The following is an 18,608-nucleotide window of genomic DNA, read 5'->3' on the forward strand; positions in this document are numbered from 1 at the left end:
CGGTCAGGGCAGTGCCGCAGCGGCCTCCGTCCCCTGCCGGATCGCACGCTTGGCGTCGAGCTCCGCGGCGAGGTCCGCCCCGCCGACGACGTCGACGGTGACCCCGGCCTCGCGCAGCGGGTCGACGAGGTCGGTCACCGACTCCTGCCCGGTGCACAGCACGATCGAGTCGACCTCCAGCACCCGGCGTCCGGTCAGCGTGCGGGCACCGTCCTTCTCCTCGTAGAAGGCCAGGTGCAGGCCGTCGTCGTCGATCTTCTCGTAGGTGGCGCCGCTGATCTGCTCGACCTTCTTCCTTTTCACCGCGGCACGGTGCACCCAGCCGGTGGTCTTGCCCAACGTCCTGCCCTGGCGTGTGGACTTACGCTGCACCATGTAGACCTTCCGCAACGGGGCACTCGGGCGCGGTGAGGTCAGTGCGCCGGCCGAGGCAGGGTCGTCGTCGACACCCCACTCCTGCTCCCACTCCTTCAGGTTCAACGACGGGGAGTCCTGCCCGGAGGGCGTCGTGAGGAACTCCGAGACGTCGAACCCGATCCCACCGGCGCCCATCACGGCCACCCGGTCACCGATCTCCCGTTCACCGCGGACCGCCTCGGCGTAGGTCATCACGCTGGGGTGGTCCACACCCTCGATCTCAGGCACCCGCGGGACGACGCCGGAGGAGACGATGACATGGTCGAACCCGCCCGCGACCAGGTCCTGCACCGAGGCACGGGTGTCCAGGTGGACGGTGACCCCGAGCTTGTCCAGCCGGGTGGAGTAGTAGCGGATCGTCTCGTGGAACTCCTCCTTGCCCGGGATCCGGGCGGCGATGGAGAACTGGCCGCCGAGATGGCTGCGGGCCTCGAACAGCTCGACCCGGTGCCCACGCTCGGCGGCGGAGACCGCGGCAGACAGCCCGGCAGGACCGGCGCCGACGACGGCGATCTTCTTCGCCCGACGCGTCGGCGAGAGCACCAGCTTGGTCTCCCGTCCGGCGCGCGGGTTGACCAGGCACGAGACGGGCTTGCCGACGAAGGCGTGGTCCAGGCAGGCCTGGTTGCAGCCGATGCAGGTGTTGATCTCGTCGGCACGGTCCTGCTGCGCCTTGGCCACGAAGTGCGGGTCGGCCAGCAACGGACGTGCCATGGACACCGCGTCCACCCGGCCGTTGGCCAGCACGTCCTCGGCGACCTGCGGGGTGTTGATGCGGTTCGAGGCGATCAGCGGGATCGACACCTCGTCGCGCAGCCGCTCGGTGAACTTCACGAACGCGGCCCGCGGCACCGAGGTCACGATCGTGGGGATGCGGGCCTCGTGCCAGCCGATGTCGGTGTTGATCGCGTCGACCCCGTGGCGCTCGGCACGGCGGGACATCAGGGCGATCTCGTCGAAGGTCTGGCCGTTCTTCACGAAGTCGGCGATCGACTGACGCAGGATCACCGGGAACTCCCGCGGCACCTGGCGACGGATCTCGTCGATGACCTCCACGAGGAAGCGCTGGCGGTTCGTGGTCGTCCCGCCCCAGCGGTCGGTGCGGTCGTTGGTGTGCGGGCACAGGAACTGGTTGATGAGGTAGCCCTCGCCACCCATGATCTCGACGGCGTCGTAGCCGGCCTGGCGGGCCAACCGCGCGGCACGGCCATAGGAGCGGATGGTGCGCCGGATCATGCCCTCGGTCATCCGGATGTGCTTGAAGGGGTGGATGGGGGAGGGCTCGGTGCCGGGGGCGGCCTTGAACGGGGTCACCCCGTAGCGTCCGGCATGCAGGATCTGCATGGCGATCCGGCCACCCTCCCGGTGCACCGCGTCGGTGATCCGACGGTGGTGCAGGACCGCCAGCGGGGTGGCCATCCGCCCGCCGAACGGCATGAGGTCCCCGCTGCGGGTCGGGGTGATCCCACCGGTGACGATGAGCCCCACGCCTCCGCGGGCACGCTCGGCGTAGAACTCGCCGAGTTGGTCGGCGTGCCAGAAGCGGTCCTCCAGACCGGTGTGCATCGAGCCCATCACCGACCGGTTCGGCAGGGTCATCCCACCGATGGTCAACGGCCGGAACAGGTGGGGGTACGGGGAGTCGGCGGGGTCACGGGGCGTCACTGCGTCTGTCACGGTAGGTCACTGTCCTTCTCGGTGGTCGTGGGTGAGGGCGTCGAGTACCTCGGTGCACCAGTCCACGAAGCTGGCCTCCAGGCGGATCCCCAGGCGCAGGACGAGGTGCTGGTGCAGCCGGCGTCCGGTGAGCGTGTCGGGCGTGCCGGGCGCTGTGGTTCCGGTGACTTCAGGGAACTGGGTGCGCTCGTAGCTGCGGTAGAGCCGGAGCCGTTCCAGATGGGCGTCCCGGTGTCTGCCGATGTCGGCGCACAGGTCGTCGAGGTCGCCGTGCTCGGCGCCGCGGATCTTCACCGACAGGTCGTCGCGGATCTTCATGAGTTCGGAGGGTTCGGCGATCCAGTCCTGCAGCGCCGTCCTGCCGGCAGGGGCGAGCGCGTAGACCTTCTTGTCGGGCCTGCCGTCCTGTGCGACGTCGCGGCACGTCACCAGTCCGTCGTCGTGTAGGCGCCCGAGGGTGCGGTAGATCTGCTGTCGGGTGGCGGGCCAGAAGTGGCCCAGGGATGTGGCGAACTGTCGTCCCAGCTCATAACCGGTCCCCGGCCGTTCCGCCAGGGAGATCATGATCGCGTGCTCCAGTGCCATGGCAGTCAGGGTAATCCATGTCACAGCACTGCGGCGCACTATGACACGAATTGATGTGAAACTTGTTGCATATACCCCCGGATCGGGGTTACTCCGGAGGACGCCGGAGGTGTGGCCCATAGACTTGCCGACCATGAGTGTGGAACTGGACGAGGTACGGAAGTTCCTCGGTGAGCACGAGCCCTTCAGTCATCTCCCGGACGATGAGCTGCGCGCCCTTCCCGCCAAGATGGAGATCATCTACGTGCGTCGGGGAGAGACGGTCATCACCGCCGGACAGCCCAACGACATGCTGTACGTGATCCGTTCCGGGGCGGTCGACGTGCTCGACAGCCAGGACGTCCTGCTGGACCGGCGTGGCACCGGACGGTTCTTCGGCCACTCCACGATCGTGACCAAGGGCGGGTTCGGCGCGGACCCGGGCCCCTCGCGCTACACCATGATCGCCGTCGAGGACAGCCTGCTGCTGACGATGGAGCGCGAGGAGGTCCGTGGGCTGATCGAACGCAACCCCGAGGTCGCCCGCTACTTCGCCGGGGTGTCGGAACGAATCCGGGCGGCGGCGGAGCGGTTGGGCGTGCGGTCCGGCTCGGATGCGCTTCGTACGCTGGTCTCCGACCTGGTGGACCGGGACCCGGTGTCGGTGGACCCCGGGGCGACGGTCCGCGAGGCCGCGCAGCTCATGAGCAGCAACGGCATCTCCTGTCTCCCGGTGATCTCGGACACGGCGGACACAGGCGGTAGGGGAAGCTTGGACGGCGGCGATGAGGTGGACGATGTCTCCCTGCTGCCGCCGGTGTCGGGCAATGAGCTGGTCGGCATCATCACCGACCGCGACCTGCGCACCCGGGTGATCGCCGAGGGGGTGTCCACCGATTCCCCGGTGTCCGCGATCATGACCCGTGACCCGTTCTCCACCACCGCCGACACCACCGCGTTCGAGGCGATGCTGATGATGAGCGAGCAGGGCGTCCACCACCTTCCGGTCGTCGGTGGGTTGGAGGGTGGCGGTGACGGTGTCACCGGCGTGATCTCGGCGTCGGACATCATGCGTGCACTGCGCAACGACCCGATCTACCTCACCGCCGACCTGGCCAAGGCCACCGACGCCGAGCAGATGCGGGTGATCGTCAAGGACACCGCGGAGATGACCAGCGGCTTCATCGGCCGGGGCGCCTCCGCCGAAGAGGTCAGCGAGATCCTCACCGTCTGCCTGGACTCGCTGGCGCGGCGCCTACTGGTCCTGGCGGAGGAGACGCTCGGCCCACCGCCGGTGCCCTACGCGTTCATCGTGCTGGGGTCCCAGGCCCGGCGTGCCGTCGGCTTCTCCTCGGACCAGGACAACGGGCTGGTCCTGCACAACTCCTACGACGAGGACCTGCACGGAGAGTACTTCGCAGAGCTCGGGCGCATGGTCTGCACCGGTCTGGGCGAGGCGGGCCAGCAACTGTGCCCGGGCGACATGATGGCGATGAACCCCGCCTGGCGGATGACGGTGGACCAGTGGAAGGACTCCTTCCACAGCTGGGTCACCGCCCCGCACCCGGACGCCCTGCTCAACGCACAGACCTTCTTCGACATGCGGCCGATCTACGGCGCCCGTGAGCTGGCCGACCAGGTGCACCGGTACTCGGTGGCGCTGGCGCGCAGTTCCTCCCGGTTCCACGCGCGTCTGGCTGCCCTGGTGGCCCGGGCGGAGACGCCCCTGGGGATCTTCCGTGGTCTCGTCGTGCAGCGCGGTGGAGACTACCGCAACACGCTGAACGTGAAGTCGGGCGGCACCGCCCCGATCGTCCAGATCGCACGGTTGTACGCCCTGATGGCCGGGGTCAAGGCCGTCGGCACCCACCAGAGGCTGGCGCAGGCCGCGGCCAAGGGTGCGCTGACCCAGAAGGCCGCCCGCGACCTGACCGAGGCCTTCAACTTCCTCAAGTCGCTGTCGCTGAGGCACCAGGCCAGCCAGCTCCGCAGCGGCGGGGAGGCGAACTACCACATCGACCCGGACTCGTTGGGCAAACTGGACCGTGAGAACCTGCGCGACGCCTTCGGCATCATCAAGGGCATCCAGACCTCGCTGGCGGTCAAGTACCCGGTGAGGAACACATGAGCATGTTGCGTCGGGTGTGGGAGAAGCGGCGCGCCACCGGGGCCCTCGCGGACTTCTACGAGGTACCGTCACCGGCCGGATCGACCCAGTTGGACGAGCTCCCGGTGCTCGCGGTCGACGTCGAGGCCACCGGGCTCGACCTGGCGTCCGACCGGCTGCTGTCGATCGGCTGGGTGCCGATGGACGGGCGGAGGATCATCCTCTCCGGGGCGCGCGAGGTCGTCATCTCCGCGGTCGACGACGGCGACGGGGTCGGCCAGTCCGCCACCGTGCACGGGCTCACCGACGACATGGTCGACGCGGGTGTCCCGGTGGCCGACGCGCTCACCGAGCTGCTGGACGCGCTGAAGGGCCGGGCGATGCTGGCGCACTTCGCCACGATCGAGGAGGACTTCCTCTCCGCGGCGTGCCGTTCGGCCTTCGGTGCCGGGCTCGTGGTCCCCACCCTGGACACCTATGCGCTGGCCCGGCGACGGATGGAGCGGGAGTCCGTGCACCCGAGGGGAGAGGACCTGCGGTTGCCGCGCCTGCGTGACCGGTACGGCCTGCCGTCCTACCCGCCGCACCGGGCCGTCACCGACGCCCTGGCCTGTGCGGAGCTGTTTCTCGCCATGACCTCCCCGGAGAACGGCCGGTCGCCGTATTCGTCGCTGCGGTCGGCCCAGACATAGCCGGGGGCGGCCTCGGCGCTGTTTGTTTTCCTCTGTAAGCTGAATGACCATGAGAATTTCGCGCATCGCACACCCTGAAGGTATGGCCTTCGTGGCTCTGGAGGGGGGAGAGGCCGACGGGACCGGGGCAACCTGCCGCGAGATCGCCGGCCACCCCTTCGGGGAGCCTGAGTTCACTGGTCGGACCTGGAGCTTCGACGAGGTCCGCCTGCTGGCCCCGATCCTTCCGTCCAAGGTCGTCGCTGTGGGCCGTAACTACGCCGACCACGTCAAGGAGGTGTTCAACAAGTCCGCCGAGCACCTTCCGCCGACGCTGTTCCTGAAGCCGCCGACGGCCGTGGTGGGCCCCGGCGCCCCGATCCGGAAGCCGGAGTGGGCCACCCGCGTGGAGTTCGAGGGTGAGCTCGCCATCGTCATCGGAAAGCCCTGCAAGGACGTCAAGCGCGACGACTGGAAGAGCGTGGTCCTCGGGTTCACCATCGTCAACGACGTCTCGTCCCGTGACCTGCAGTTCGCCGACGGCCAGTGGTCCCGTGCGAAGGGCCTGGACAGCTTCTGCCCGCTGGGCCCGTGGATCGAGACGGACCCGGACTTCGCGGACCTGACCGACCTGCCGATCAAGGCGCACCTCACCCACGACGGTGAGACGGAGACCAAGCAGGACTCCAACTCGAACCAGATGATCAAGTCCATCCCGGAGATCGTCGAGTGGGTCTCACAGGCCTTCACCCTGCTCCCGGGCGACGTGATCTGCACCGGCTCACCCGCCGGTACCGCCGAGATGGTCCCCGGCGACACGATCGACGTGGAGATCCCCGGTCTCGGTCACCTGGTCAACCCCGTCGAGGCGTACTGAACGGGTACCGACCGCGTCCGGGCGGGGGACCCGTCCACGGGCCTTTCTCAGACCGCGCGCATCGCGGCAGGCACGTTGAGCGCCCGTAGTGCGGTCTGCAGCTTCGCCGTCGTCTCCGCGGCCTCGGCCGACGGGGAGGACGAGGCGATCACGCCGCCGCCGGCCCACGCCCGGGCCGTGGCCCCGGCGACCTCGGCGCAGCGGATACTGACCATGTACTCGCCGTCGCCGGCGTCGTTGCACCAGCCGACGAAGCCGGCGTAGAAGCACCGTGGGTCCTCGACCTCGTTGATGATGCCGATGGCGGCGTCGGTGGGGGTGCCGCCGACCGCCGGGGTGGGGTGCAGCATCAGCGCCAGGTCCAGGGCCGAGAAGTTCAGGTCGGGCAGGGTGCCACGGACGGGTGTGGCCAGGTGCCACATCTCGTTGGTCTTGATCAGCTCGGGCGCGTCCGGGATCGACAGTTCGGTGCACACGCTGCCGAGGACCTGCCGGTAGTGGTCGACCACCAGCTCGTGCTCGGTGAGGTCCTTCGTGGAGTCCCGCAGTATGCGCCCGACCGTCTCGTCGGCCTGCCGGTCGGCCAACCGCGCCGCCGACCCGGCCAGGGGGCGGGCCTCCACGGTGGTCCCGCGACGACGGATCAGCACCTCCGGCGAGGATCCGACGAGCATGGTGCCGCGGTCGTCGGACCGTCCGGTGGCAGAGAGGTCCACGGCGAAGCCGTCACGGTGGGCGGAGAGGTCGATCAGGCGTGCGGCGATGAGCAGCGGGTCGATCTCCTCGGCGAACTCGATGTCCACCGCCCGGGCCAGCACGACCTTCCGCAGGGGGGTGTTGTGCATCGTCTCGATGGCCGCGGCCACCGTGGACTGGTGTTCCTCGGGACTGCTCAACGGATGGACGTTGACGACCTCCAGCTGGTCGCCGAGGTCACGGCCACGGTAGTAGGCGGGGGGCTCCAGCGGCCCCTCGGTCTCGACGACGCTGCCCGGGACGGTCAAGGCCGCACGGTTGGCGGTGTCGAACGGCACGGCGCCGACGACCAGGCGTGCGCCACCGTCACGCAGCGCTGTCGCAGCCTCGAACGGATCGGGGAAGGACGTGCGTGTCCCCTGGGTGCGGATGCTGCCCGACGCGCGGGAGAGAAGAAAGTCCGGCGCTGTTGACGGGCGATCGTTATTGATCACATAGCCACCGTACTCAGGGGTGCGAAACAAACTGAAATTACCGGGCACCCTGAACCGGGGAGACGCGGGGCGTCGGCGTCAGCCGCGGCCCAGGTAGGGCATCCCTGCCGCGGTCACCGTCACCCGGTCCACGCTGACCCCGGGCGGCATCTCCGCCACACTCACCAGCAGCCGCGCCGCCTCGGCGGCGGCGAAGGTGGGCTCCGGGGGAGTGGTGGAAGCCCCGGAGGTGGTGTCCGAAGACGTGCCTGAGGACGTGAAGGACTCAAGGAGTGCGGTACGGGCGTTGCCGATGTCGAGCTCGGTGGCGGTGACGCCGACCTCCCGTCCGTCCAACGCGGTGGACACGGTCAACGACGCCACCGCGGCCTTCGATGCGGCGTAGGCGGCGGCGCCGGCCCGTGGGGCGTGTGCGGCGATCGACCCGTTGTTGACGATCCGCCCGCCACCGTGGGACGCCATCCACGAGAACGCCGCCCGGGTGCACAGGAAGGTGCCGGTGAGGTTCGTGCGCAGCGTCTCCTCGAAGGCGGCCGGGTCGACCGTGTCGATCCGGCCCGTCGCACCGGGGATCCCGGCGTTGTTCACCAGCAGGTCCAGACGCCCCAGCCGGTCGGTGAGGTGATCGACGGCCGCGGTGACCGACGCCTCGTCCGTCACGTCGCAGACCACGGCCAGATGGCCGTCCCCGGGGCAGGCCGCGACCGTCTCCTCCAGCGTCGCGCGCGTGCGGCCCAGGGCGGCGACGGTCCACCCGGCCTCGGCCAGGGCGACCGAGAACGTCCGTCCCAGCCCGCCGCCGGCCCCGGTGACCGCGACGACGCGGTCCGGGCGGTGGGTACGGGTCAGCGGTGGTGCCGGTTCATCCATACCCCGTATTGTCCCTGATCCGTCCCGCCCACGGAAGGTGCACGCCCAGGTACGTTGGTGGGGAACCCGCAGACTGGAGGACCGGGCAATGGCACCGCAACTGACCACCGCCGTGAACTGTTCGATCGGCCGACCGCAGGGCGACCCGGACCTGGGACGGGCGGGCGCCCTCGGCCTCGACCGGATCGAACTGTGGTGGCCCTGGGACACACCCGAGCCCAGCGGCCGGGACATCGACGACCTGGTGGCCGAACTGGGGCGCCGCGGCCTCACCCTCGTCGCCGTGAACTACTGGGGTGGCGACCTCGCCGCCGGTGACCGGGGCGTCCTGCACCGCGGACCACTGGGCAGCGGACACCTCGACGCCATGTCCCGTCTCGCCGACGCCACCGGGGCCGACCGGTTCAACCTGCTCCTCGGCAGGGGAGGACGCCGACTCGGCCCCGACCAGCTCGACAACATCGCCGCGGTCGCACGCGTCGCCGAGTCGCGCGGGCAGGGCACCGTCCTGATCGAGCCCAGTGCCGGGGTGGACGACTACCCGGTCACCACCGTCGCCGAGGCCCGCGGGGTGATCGCCAGCGTCCCCAACACCGCGCTGCTGGCGGACCTGTGGCACCTCAGCCAGACCGACGACGTCCCGGCGTGGTTGGACAGCTGCGGCACCTCCGACGCGGCGGTCGCCCCGGCACACGTCCAGATCGCCGACGACCCGGGCAGGGGCGCGCCGGGCACCGGCCGGTTACCGCTGGACGAGTGGGTCGGTGCGCTGCGGGCCGCCGGGTACTCCGGGGACGTGGCGGGGGAGTGGATGTGGTGGAATAGGACACCATGAGTGAAGTACGCGTACGTTTCTGCCCCTCGCCGACCGGGACCCCGCACGTCGGCATGGTCCGCACCGCACTGTTCAACTGGGCCTACGCCCGGCACACCGGTGGCAAGCTGGTGTTCCGGATCGAGGACACCGACGCCGCCCGTGACTCCGAGGAGTCCTACGAGGCGATCGTCGACTCGCTGACCTGGCTCGGCCTGGACTGGGACGAGGGAGTGGGCGAGCCCGGCGGCCCGCACGGCCCCTACCGCCAGTCCCAGCGCATGGAGATCTACGCCGAGGTCCTCGAGAAGCTCAAGGCGTCGGGGGACGTCTACCCGGCCTACTCCACCGCCGAAGAGGTCGAGGAGCGCCACCGTGCGGCCGGCCGCGACCCGAAGCTGGGCTACGACAACTTCGACCGTGACCTGACCGCCGAGCAGGTCGCCGCCTTCGAGGCGGAGGGCCGCTCGCCGGTGTGGCGGCTGCGCATGCCGGAGAAGACCTGGACCTGGAGCGACCTGGTCCGTGGTGAGATGGTCGTCGACGGGACCACGGTGCCGGACTTCGTGGTGGCCCGCTCCAACGGTCAGCCGCTCTACACCCTGGTCAACCCGGTGGACGACGCGCTGATGAAGATCACCCACGTGCTGCGCGGCGAGGACCTGCTGCCCTCCACCCCGCGTCAGCTCGCGCTGTACGAGGCGCTGGTGCGTATCGGTGTCGCCGAGGCGACCCCGGTCTTCGGACACCTGCCGTTCGTGATGGGCGAGGGCAACAAGAAGCTGTCGAAGCGTGACCCGGAGTCCAACCTGTTCAACCACCGGGACAACGGCATCATCCCGGAGGGCATGCTCAACTACCTCTCCCTGCTCGGCTGGTCGCTGTCGGCCGACGAGGACGTCTTCGGCGTCGACCAGCTCGTGGCGAACTTCGACGTCGCCGACGTCAAGCCCAACCCGGCACGGTTCGACCAGAAGAAGCTCGAGGCTCTCAACGCCGACCACATCCGCCTGCTCGAAATCGAGGACTTCACTGCACGGCTGCGCAGCTACCTGGAGGAGTACAAGGGCTTCCCGTCGGACTACCCGGCGGACAAGTTCGCCTTCGCTGCGGACCTGGTGCAGACCCGGATCAAGACCCTCGGTGACGCCGACGGTCTGCTGCGCTTCCTGGTGACCGCCGACGGTGACCTCGAGCTCGACGCGAAGGCGGCGAAGAAGAACCTCAAGGAGGACGCCATCGAGGTGCTCGACGCGGCGATCGGGGAAGTGGAGGCGATCGACGAGGCGGAGTTCGTCACCGCGACGATCGAGGCGGCCCTGTCGGCGCGTCTGATCGAGGCGATGGAGCTCAAGCCGCGCAAGGCCTACGGTGCACTGCGTGTGGCGGTCTCGGGGGCGGCGGTCTCCCCGCCGCTCTTCGAGTCGATGGAGCTGCTGGGCAAGGAGTCCACCCTGGCCCGGTTGCGGGCCGCCCGGGCGGTCACGCCCTACGTCGCCGCGGAGTAGCGCGAGCTGGCGCAGGCTAGCGCGGACTAGCGCGGACTAGCGCGGACCGAGCGCGGCAGTATGCGGTTACGGACGCCAGGATTAGCCACCTGACCTCGCAATTTGCGAGCAGAAGGGAGTCCTGGTTATAGTATCCACCGTTGCAAGGCAGCGCGGGGGAAGCCTCGGAGCTCAGAGCAACAAATGGCCTATGGTGTAATTGGCAACACAGCGGTTTCTGGTACCGTCGTTCTAGGTTCGAGTCCTGGTAGGCCAGCGGAAACGCTGGATATGATGTGCAGTTTGTTTTCACGCCCCGTTCGTCTAGCGGCCTAGGACGCCGGCCTCTCACGCCGGTAACACGGGTTCAAATCCCGTACGGGGTACAAGGTATGTGAACGGAAAGCCCGGTCTTCGGACCGGGCTTTTCGCATGCCCGCGGGCGGGTCAGCCCGCCGGGGCGTCCCGCAGCCCGGGCTGTTGTCGGTTCAGTACCCGGGATTCCGACAATGGCGCGGGCTCCGGGCGATGACGGGCGGGGTGGGGCGGTTGCTTCGTGACCGAAAGGTCTAGGGTGGGTGGGGTGACCATGCCGAAGAACCTGATCCTCGTCCGCCACGGCCAGAGCGAGGCCAACGTCATCCAGCGTGCAGACAAGGCCGGTGACCAGGCACTGTTCAGCGAGGAGACGATGCTGGTGGCGGACCGTTCGTGGCGTCTCACCGCCGCCGGTGTCGCCCAGGCCCGTGCCGCCGGCGAATGGATCACCAGCCATGTCGACGCCCTCGACCGCTGCATCACCTCCCCGTACGTCCGGACCCGCGAGACCGCAGCGAACCTCGGCCTGGTCGGCGCGCGGTGGGAGGAGAACCGTGTCGTGCGGGAGCGGTCCTGGGGTGAGATCTCCCCGCTGCCCCGCAAGGTCTTCGAGGAGCAGTACGCCCACAACGCCCTGTTGCGGCGCAAGGACCCGTTGTACTGGGCGCCGCCGGCGGGGGAGTCGATCGCCAACGTCGCCGAGAACCGCGTGCGCAACCTGCTGAGCACCCTGCACCGCGAGAGCAGTGAGCAGAACGTCCTGGTGGTCACCCACGGCGACTACATGTGGTCGACACGTCTGGTCCTGGAGCGGTGGAGCGACGAGGAGTTCCTGCGCAACGACAAGGACCGCGAGATGACCATCTTCAACTGCACGGTGCTGCACTACACCCGGGTCGACCCGGACACCGGGGACGTGTCGCCGTGGATGCGGTGGGTCCGTGCCGCGCACCCGTTCTGTGACCGGACCACCGGGCGTTGGCGCATGGTCGAGCAGCCGTGGCAGCAGTTCGACCGGGACTACCTCAGCAACGAGGAGCTGCTGGCGGTCGCGGAGGAGCAGTCGCGCCTGCTGTCGGAGTAGACGTCTCCGCGGTCAGCTCCGCCCGGTCACCACTCCGTCGGTCACGTCGAAGGCGTGGACGAGCCCGTTCTTCGTCGGTCCGACCTCCGCGACGAGGGCCTCGGGCAGGACGTCGGACCGGTCCGTGTACCCCAGTAAGTACTCGTCGAAGGACGGCAGGGCGTAGGTTGCCCCGAGAGCATCCCGGATCTCGGCGGAAGTGACGTCCTGCTGCCAGTCGGCGAGGTGCAGCGTTCGCCCGTCCGGTGCCTCTGCGGTGACGACGCTGCCGGTGTCGAGTGCGAGAGCCGTCGCCGTGCGGGCGTCGCGGACCGTCAACCCCGACCACCATGCGAGGTCCTTGACCGTGGCTGGCCCGCGCGAGCGGTGGTAGCGGACCGCCAGTTCGCGGAGCGCGTCCTCCCCGGTGAGGTCACGGGGATGGGGGACGGCATTGTCGTGGAGGACGAAGGTGTCCTCGTTACGGCCCGCCCCGGTGGTGCGGGGTCCCTGGATGATGTCGCCCTCGCCGCCGAAATGGCGCAGCATGTGGGATCCGCGGCCCCCGTCCGGATCGACACCCGCCCCGGCGAAGACGCGGTAGGCCGCTGTGCGTGCCAGGGGAGCGGGGTCTGCGGTGAGTGCGTCGAGGAGTGCGGCCCGGCAGGCGTCGACATCGGTGTCGGAGAGTCCCAGCGTGCCCCGGCGCTTCTTCGACGCCGCCTGGACCCGTGGGGTGCACAGGCGGGTCATCCACCGGACGTCCTCGGCGGCGAGGAGGTGGTGTGTGCCGCGCTGCGACCAACTGCGTACGACGCCGGCGGTGGCGAGGGCGTCCCCGGTGAGGCCCGGGGAGGCGCTCCGCAGGGCGAGTGCGGTGACGGCGGCGGGCAGGTTCTGGGCCTGTGTGGCGAGCATGTGGGCTGCGGTGGCGTGGACGGCGCGGGCCTCCGGGGTCGGTTGGTTGGCCCCGTCGCCGAGTGGTGGACGCGCGGCGCTGGGGGCGAGAAGCTGGGCGATGAGCCGGAGTCCGGGGACGTGGACGGGGGTCAGCGGGGGCATGGAGGCCAGCCTAGTCCGTGGACGGGGACGGACCGGGTGACATGCGCCCGTGGATGCGCATATTTCTGCAGGTCAAGCCACCGATTATGCGGTTCTTCCGCGACTCCTATATAGTTCTCCCCGTTGCACGGCGCGGACAGCGGGTCCGGCTGGTCAACGATGATGAAAGTCCTTGCCCCGTTCGTCTAGCGGCCTAGGACGCCGGCCTCTCACGCCGGTAACACGGGTTCAAATCCCGTACGGGGTACAACAGCATGGAAAGCCCGGTCTTCGGACCGGGCTTTTTCTGCGTCTGCGGGCGGTGCCCGGAGCACAGGAGGACGTACGAACGTCCCGCAACGGACCGGCGGGCCCGCGGCTAGCGCAGGTAGCGCTCCAGTTCGGCGGCGCTGCGCTGCAGGGCCTCACGGTGCCGGGCGGCCGGAGAGGGACCCATGCGCTCGGCGGGCCCGGAGATCGACAGTGCGGCGATCACGCCGGAGGCGTCGCGTACCGGCACGGACACGCTGGCCAGCGCGGCGTCGCGTTCCCCGACGGACTCGGCGATCTGGCCGGCGCGGACGAGCTCGAGGTCCTCGGCGGTGTAGGCAGCGTCCGGCAGGATGTCGTCCTGGAACACCGTGGGGGAGTAGGCCACGAGGACCTTCGCCGCGGACCCGGCGTTGAGGGTCAGCCGGTTGCCCACTGGTACCGTGTCCCGGAGACCCTGCCGGGGTTCCGCGGTGGCGATGCAGACGCGTTCGCGTCCGGAGAGCTTGTAGATCTGCACGGCCTCGCCGGTGCGCTCGACGAGGTCCGGCAGGACGTGCTCGGCGGCTTCGTCGAGCCGGGTGGAGGACTTCGGTGCGAGTTCCGCAAGGGCCGGGCCGGCGGTCCACTGGCCGTCCTCCAGGCGGGTCACCATGCGGTGTTTCTCCAGGGCGACGGCGATCCGGTGTGCGGTGGCACGTGGCAGGCCGGTGGTGTCGCACAGTTCGGAGAGGCTGTGTGGCCGACGCGCGACGATGCCGAGGATGAGCAGGGCACGGTCGAGGACCTGGATGCCGCTGGTGGTCGACGCCACTGGTGTGGAGCTCGGAGAGGACGTCTCAGTGTAGGCGGGTTTTCCCATGATCTGATACTATACATTCCAACTAGTGGAACTTCCAGGCTGCCACGCAGTGACGGGCGGGGCAGCGTCGGATCATCCGGGGAGACCGGGAACGCCACTGACACTGTGCAGACAGTGGACACCGCTGCAGACGGCCGGAGACCGAGGAGAGAACCGTGAATGCTGTGCCCCGAACCCTCGCCGAGAAGGTGTGGGACGCCCACGTCGTGACGCGCGGCGAGAACGGTGGGCGTGACCTGCTGTTCATCGACCTCCACCTGATCCACGAGGTCACCAGTCCGCAGGCCTTCGACGGCCTGCGGCAGAACAACCGGCCGCTGCGGCGTCCCGACCTGACCCTGGGCACCGAGGACCACAACGTGCCGACCGTCGGCGTCCACTCCGGGAACCTGCTGGAGATCGAGGACAAGGTCTCACGGCTGCAGGTCGAGACGCTGCGCCGGAATTGCGAGGAGTACGGCGTGGTGCTGCACTCCATGGGGGACGGCGACCAGGGCATCGTGCACACCGTCGGCCCCCAGCTCGGGGCGAGCCAACCCGGGATGACCATCGTCTGCGGGGACTCGCACACCTCCACACACGGTGCCTTCGGCTCCATCGGCATGGGCATCGGCACCAGCGAGGTCGAGCACGTGCTGGCCACGCAGACCCTGCCGTTGGCGCCGTTCAAGACCATGGCGATCGAGGTCACCGGCGAACTGCAGCCGGGGGTGACCGCCAAAGACCTCATCCTGGCGATCATCGCGAAGATCGGTACCGGCGGCGCCCAGGGCCACATCATCGAGTACCGCGGTGAAGCCATCCGAAAGCTGTCCATGGAAGGCCGGCTGACGATGTGCAACATGAGCATCGAGGCCGGCGCCCGGGCCGGGATGATCGCCCCGGACGACGTCACCTTCGACTACCTCAAGGGGCGCCGGTACGCCCCGACCGGGAAGGACTGGGACGACGCCGTCGAGTACTGGCGTTCGCTGCCCACCGACGAGGGCGCGGTCTACGACACCGTCGTCGAGATCGACGGATCCGCGCTGACCCCCTTCGTGACCTGGGGTACCAACCCGGGCCAGGGACTGCCGCTGGACGCGTCGGTCCCGTACCTGGAGGACATCACCGACGAGACCGCCCGCATCTCGGCGGAATCGGCCCTGGAGTACATGGGGCTCGAGCAGGGCACCCCGTTGCGCGACATCGCCATCGACACCGTCTTCCTCGGCTCGTGCACCAACAGCCGCATCGAGGACCTGCGGGCCGCGGCCGAGGTGCTGCGCGGACGGCACGTCGCCGGGACGGTACGTATGATCGTCGTGCCCTCGTCGACGTCGGTGAAGACCCAGGCGGAGTCCGAGGGCCTCGACCGGGTCTTCCTCGACGCCGGTGCGGAGTGGCGCACCGCCGGATGCTCGATGTGCCTGGGCATGAACCCGGACCAGCTGGCACCCGGGGAGCGCGCGGCGTCGACGTCGAACCGCAACTTCGAGGGACGCCAGGGCAAGGGCGGACGCACCCACCTGGTCTCGCCGCCGGTCGCCGCGGCCACCGCCGTCCTGGGGCATCTGGCCGGCCCCGCCGATCTCCCGGCGCCGGGCGCCGGGAAGGGAGAGTAGGTTTTTCGTGGAGAAGTTCAGCACACACACCGGGGTGGCGTGCCCCCTGCGACGCTCGAACGTGGACACCGACCAGATCGTGCCCGCCGAGTACCTCAAGCTCGTCACCAAGACCGGTTACGAGTCGGGCCTGTTCAAGTCCTGGCGTCGGGACCCTGACTTCGTGCTCAATCAGGAACCCTTCGTCGCCTCCACGGTCCTGGTCGCCGGGCCGGACTTCGGCACAGGGTCCTCGCGCGAGCATGCGGTGTGGGCCCTGCTCGACTACGGCTTCCGCGTGGTGTTCTCCCCACGCTTCGGTGACATCTTCCGGGGCAACGCCGCCAAGAACGGGTTGCTCGTGGCCACGATGCCCGCGGAGGACATCGAGCTGATCTGGAAGCTCATCGAGCAGCAGCCGGGGGTGGAGATGACCGTCGACCTCGAGTCGCGGACCGCCACCCTCGGCGAGCACGTCTTCACCTTCGACGTCGACGACGACACCCGGTGGCGGTTGCTGAACGGGCTGGACGACATCGGAATCACCCTGCAGGACGAGGCGGCGATCGAGGCCTACGAGCAGTCGAGGCCCACCTTCAAGCCGGTCATCCACTAGGTCCGGGGCCGGCGTCGTCGGGCGGTGGCCCGGCAGCCCCGGTGATATCGGCGGGGAAAGTGACGTAGTCTCAGGTGGTATGGACCGTCACCAGCAGATCATCCCGCGTATCCGCCTGCAGACCGGCGACCACGGCGTGGTCGGGGCCGCCCGTTTCTACACGGACGTCTTCCGCCCGTTCGAGGAGGCGGGCCTGGAACTCGGGGCCGCAGGCACCACAGGTCCCGACGACGGTGTGGAACTCACCGTCGCCGGGTTGAACCTCCGTCTCACCGACGCCGCCGACAGCCCCGGTGCGGCCGGGGTCTCACCGGCGACGAACTTCATGGTGAACATCGACCCGCTGTTCTTCGGCTGGTCCGCGGACGCCGGTGAGGGCGACCGCCGGGCCGCCTCCGCCCGTGCCCGGGCCGTCCTCGACACGGTGTGGGACGGGCTCGTCGCCGACGGCGCCACCGTGCTCATGCCGCTGGGGGAGTACCCCTTCAGTGCCCGGTACGGCTGGGTGCTCGACCAGTTCGGCGTCAGCTGGCAGCTCATGCTCACCGACCCCACCGGGGAACCCCGGCCGGCACTGCTCCCGTCCTTCCTGTTCTGTGGTCCGGCCCAGAACAAGGCGGGGGAGGCACTCGAGACCTGGACGCGTGTCTTCGGCGAGGTCGTCGCCGGCGGTACCGGGCGCACCCGGCCCGGGACGTCAGTCGCCTACCGGGAGGCGGAGGGGCCGCTGGTCGAGGGGTCGGTGATGTTCGCCGACGCGCAGCTGGCGGGCATGTGGATCACCGCGATGGACTCCGGCGTGGAACAGCCGTTCACCTTCACCGACGCCGTGGCCTTCCGCGTGCTCTGCGACTCTCCGGTGCAGGCGGAGATGCTGCGGCGTGAACTCGGCCTCGACAGCTCGGGTACCGACCGGTTCGGGGTGTGCTGGGAACCGGTGGTGGCTCAGCGCACCGGGAGCGGCGAAGCGAGGTAGTCCGCGCCGAGCAGGGTGTCGTCCGCGCCGAAGTGCAGCACCCAGACACTGCCCTTCTTGGTGCGCAGGTCCTCGATGTCGAAGCCGGCGTCCCGCGCCAGCCCCGAGACGACGGCGGGGATCACGTCACCCTGGGAACACACCACGCTCACGGGGGCGGAACTGGCCTTGACCAGTGCCTCCATGACGGTGCGGGCGGAATGGTGCAGGGCGGGGTCCCCGAGGTTGACGTCGGTCTCGATCTCCAGGCCGAAGGCCCCGGCAGTCGGCTCCACCGTGGCCCGGCAGCGTTCAGGGGCAGCGGTGGACACGGACATCGGCCGGTACCCCTCCAGGACGGACGGCAGGGCGTCGGCCTGACGGCGGCCCTTCTTGGTCAGCGGTCGCAGGTCGTCCGACTCCGCCCAGTTGTCCGGGGACATGGCCTTGGCGTGGCGGACGTAGAGGACCCGCCGGGTGCAACCCAGGTCGAGGACCTCCTCGGCGGCGGTGATGACGTCCCGGTCGGCGTCGTAGGTCACTTTCGCCTTGGCGGCCGTGGGGGAGAGCCAGTGCAGTTCGTCGACCTCGTCGTTGTCCCGGAAGCTGCCGCCCGTCACCTCGGCGGTCCAGTAGTAGACGACCTTGGTCCGGGTGCCCAGCGGGTAGTGGATGTAGCCCAGCAGCCAGCCCAGGGTCGGGGTGTAGCCCGTTTCCTCGACGATCTCGCGGGTGGCGGCGGCGGCGATGTTCTCGCCGGGGTCGACCTTGCCTTTCGGCAGCGACCAGTCGTCGTAGTGGGGCCGGTGGATCACGGCGATCTCGATCCCGTCCGCGGACTCCGGGGTGCCGGGCCCGTGGCTGCCGGTGTGGCGCCACAGCACGGCGCCGGCGGCGAAGACGGGACGTTCGAATTCGTCGGTGGGGGTGCTTCCGATCCGTGCGACGTGGCCGAGGGGGGTGTCCGCCCCGGCAGGTGGTTCCGACGCAGGCTTGTCGAGGTTTCTCGACGCCAGCGAGGTGGACAGGTCTCCGGTGCCGGTGTGGCTGATCAAGGGTGACGCCTTCCCGAGCGCACCGGTCCGGACGAGCCGTCACCACGGACCGGGTACGTCGTGGTTCAATGTTGGGGAGCAGAAGTGCCAGAACTCTTTCCGGCCACCAGAATACCGGTGTGCGGCGTGGAGGGAGTAGTTGGCACGGCCGGCATGGTCTGCACCGCCGGC

At 69.4% G+C, this 18,608-nt stretch carries 16 protein-coding genes and 3 tRNA genes; 12 read left to right on the plus strand and 7 right to left on the minus strand.

Features of this window, described 5'->3' with window-relative positions; translation table 11 throughout:
• Positions 1 to 3: 3 nt before the first annotated feature.
• Together MUN33_RS11850 and MUN33_RS11855 are read right to left on the minus strand one after the other, a co-directional pair.
• Positions 4 to 2,094 (minus strand): oxidoreductase, encoded by a 2,091-nt coding sequence (locus MUN33_RS11850; RefSeq protein WP_369414964.1) that lies wholly within the window; start codon positions 2,092 to 2,094, stop codon positions 4 to 6.
• Between the two features lie 6 nt (positions 2,095 to 2,100).
• Positions 2,101 to 2,679, minus strand: coding sequence for a PadR family transcriptional regulator (locus tag MUN33_RS11855; RefSeq protein ID WP_244805115.1), 579 nt, complete (start codon positions 2,677 to 2,679; stop codon positions 2,101 to 2,103).
• A 133-nt stretch (positions 2,680 to 2,812) separates the two neighbouring features.
• Here MUN33_RS11855 and MUN33_RS11860 point away from each other — a divergent pair, with 133 nt between their 5' ends.
• The 3 genes from MUN33_RS11860 to MUN33_RS11870 are packed head-to-tail and all read left to right on the plus strand — an operon-like array spanning position 2,813 to position 6,313.
• Complete coding sequence (locus tag MUN33_RS11860) at positions 2,813 to 4,786, plus strand: putative nucleotidyltransferase substrate binding domain-containing protein (RefSeq protein ID WP_244805116.1); 1,974 nt, start codon at positions 2,813 to 2,815, stop codon at positions 4,784 to 4,786.
• Positions 4,783 to 5,457, plus strand: a complete 675-nt coding sequence (locus MUN33_RS11865) for an exonuclease domain-containing protein (protein ID WP_439647858.1) — start codon at positions 4,783 to 4,785, stop codon at positions 5,455 to 5,457. Before MUN33_RS11860 ends, MUN33_RS11865 begins: the two co-directional genes overlap by 4 nt.
• A 49-nt stretch (positions 5,458 to 5,506) precedes the next feature.
• Positions 5,507 to 6,313 (plus strand): fumarylacetoacetate hydrolase family protein, encoded by an 807-nt coding sequence (locus MUN33_RS11870; protein ID WP_244805117.1) that lies wholly within the window; start codon positions 5,507 to 5,509, stop codon positions 6,311 to 6,313.
• Between the two features lie 47 nt (positions 6,314 to 6,360).
• Here MUN33_RS11870 and MUN33_RS11875 read toward each other — a convergent pair whose 3' ends face one another.
• Entirely contained in the window at positions 6,361 to 7,503 is a 1,143-nt protein-coding gene (locus tag MUN33_RS11875) for an isochorismate synthase (RefSeq protein ID WP_244805118.1), read from the minus strand.
• A 78-nt stretch (positions 7,504 to 7,581) separates the two neighbouring features.
• Positions 7,582 to 8,373, minus strand: coding sequence for an SDR family oxidoreductase (locus MUN33_RS11880; protein WP_244805119.1), 792 nt, complete (start codon positions 8,371 to 8,373; stop codon positions 7,582 to 7,584).
• Between the two features lie 88 nt (positions 8,374 to 8,461).
• Here MUN33_RS11880 and MUN33_RS11885 point away from each other — a divergent pair, with 88 nt between their 5' ends.
• The 5 genes from MUN33_RS11885 to MUN33_RS11905 all read left to right on the plus strand — a co-directional run bounded on the left by MUN33_RS11885 (position 8,462) and on the right by MUN33_RS11905 (position 12,076).
• Complete coding sequence (locus tag MUN33_RS11885; RefSeq protein ID WP_244805120.1) at positions 8,462 to 9,208, plus strand: TIM barrel protein; 747 nt, start codon at positions 8,462 to 8,464, stop codon at positions 9,206 to 9,208.
• Positions 9,205 to 10,695 carry a glutamate--tRNA ligase gene (gene gltX, locus MUN33_RS11890; protein ID WP_244805121.1) on the plus strand — a complete coding sequence of 497 codons (1,491 nt, stop codon included), beginning with the start codon at positions 9,205 to 9,207 and terminating at the stop codon, positions 10,693 to 10,695. Before MUN33_RS11885 ends, gltX begins: the two co-directional genes overlap by 4 nt.
• Before the next feature lie 184 nt (positions 10,696 to 10,879).
• Positions 10,880 to 10,951, plus strand: a tRNA-Gln gene (locus tag MUN33_RS11895).
• A gap of 36 nt (positions 10,952 to 10,987) precedes the next feature.
• Positions 10,988 to 11,060: transfer RNA gene (locus tag MUN33_RS11900), tRNA-Glu, on the plus strand.
• Between the two features lie 203 nt (positions 11,061 to 11,263).
• Positions 11,264 to 12,076, plus strand: coding sequence for a histidine phosphatase family protein (locus MUN33_RS11905; protein WP_244805520.1), 813 nt, complete (start codon positions 11,264 to 11,266; stop codon positions 12,074 to 12,076).
• A gap of 12 nt (positions 12,077 to 12,088) precedes the next feature.
• On the opposite strand, the gene MUN33_RS11910 is transcribed toward MUN33_RS11905, so the two are convergent.
• The gene (locus MUN33_RS11910) at positions 12,089 to 13,117 is read right to left on the minus strand and encodes a winged helix DNA-binding domain-containing protein (RefSeq protein ID WP_244805122.1); all 1,029 of its coding nucleotides are present in this window, start codon (positions 13,115 to 13,117) and stop codon (positions 12,089 to 12,091) included.
• Positions 13,118 to 13,291: 174 nt separating this feature from the next.
• Here MUN33_RS11910 and MUN33_RS11915 point away from each other — a divergent pair.
• Positions 13,292 to 13,364: transfer RNA gene (locus tag MUN33_RS11915), tRNA-Glu, on the plus strand.
• Between the two features lie 111 nt (positions 13,365 to 13,475).
• On the opposite strand, the gene MUN33_RS11920 is transcribed toward MUN33_RS11915, so the two are convergent.
• The gene (locus tag MUN33_RS11920; RefSeq protein WP_244805123.1) at positions 13,476 to 14,228 is read right to left on the minus strand and encodes an IclR family transcriptional regulator; all 753 of its coding nucleotides are present in this window, start codon (positions 14,226 to 14,228) and stop codon (positions 13,476 to 13,478) included.
• A gap of 155 nt (positions 14,229 to 14,383) precedes the next feature.
• On the opposite strand from MUN33_RS11920, the gene leuC reads away from it, so the two are divergent.
• From leuC to MUN33_RS11935, 3 genes are all read left to right on the plus strand, one after another.
• On the plus strand, positions 14,384 to 15,832 hold the full coding sequence (gene leuC / locus MUN33_RS11925; RefSeq protein WP_244805124.1) for a 3-isopropylmalate dehydratase large subunit: 1,449 nt from the start codon (positions 14,384 to 14,386) through the stop codon (positions 15,830 to 15,832).
• A 7-nt stretch (positions 15,833 to 15,839) separates the two neighbouring features.
• Positions 15,840 to 16,427, plus strand: coding sequence for a 3-isopropylmalate dehydratase small subunit (leuD, locus tag MUN33_RS11930; RefSeq protein WP_244805125.1), 588 nt, complete (start codon positions 15,840 to 15,842; stop codon positions 16,425 to 16,427).
• Positions 16,428 to 16,506: 79 nt separating this feature from the next.
• Positions 16,507 to 17,403, plus strand: a complete 897-nt coding sequence (locus MUN33_RS11935) for a VOC family protein (RefSeq protein WP_244805126.1) — start codon at positions 16,507 to 16,509, stop codon at positions 17,401 to 17,403.
• On the opposite strand, the gene MUN33_RS11940 is transcribed toward MUN33_RS11935, so the two are convergent.
• Positions 17,373 to 18,437 (minus strand): NUDIX hydrolase, encoded by a 1,065-nt coding sequence (locus tag MUN33_RS11940; RefSeq protein ID WP_244805127.1) that lies wholly within the window; start codon positions 18,435 to 18,437, stop codon positions 17,373 to 17,375. The genes MUN33_RS11935 and MUN33_RS11940 overlap by 31 nt on opposite strands.
• Positions 18,438 to 18,608: the final 171 nt, after the last annotated feature.

Origin of the sequence: Corynebacterium kalidii (genome assembly GCF_022869005.1) — a bacterium.
GTDB classification, from domain to species: Bacteria; Actinomycetota; Actinomycetes; order Mycobacteriales; family Mycobacteriaceae; genus Corynebacterium; species Corynebacterium kalidii.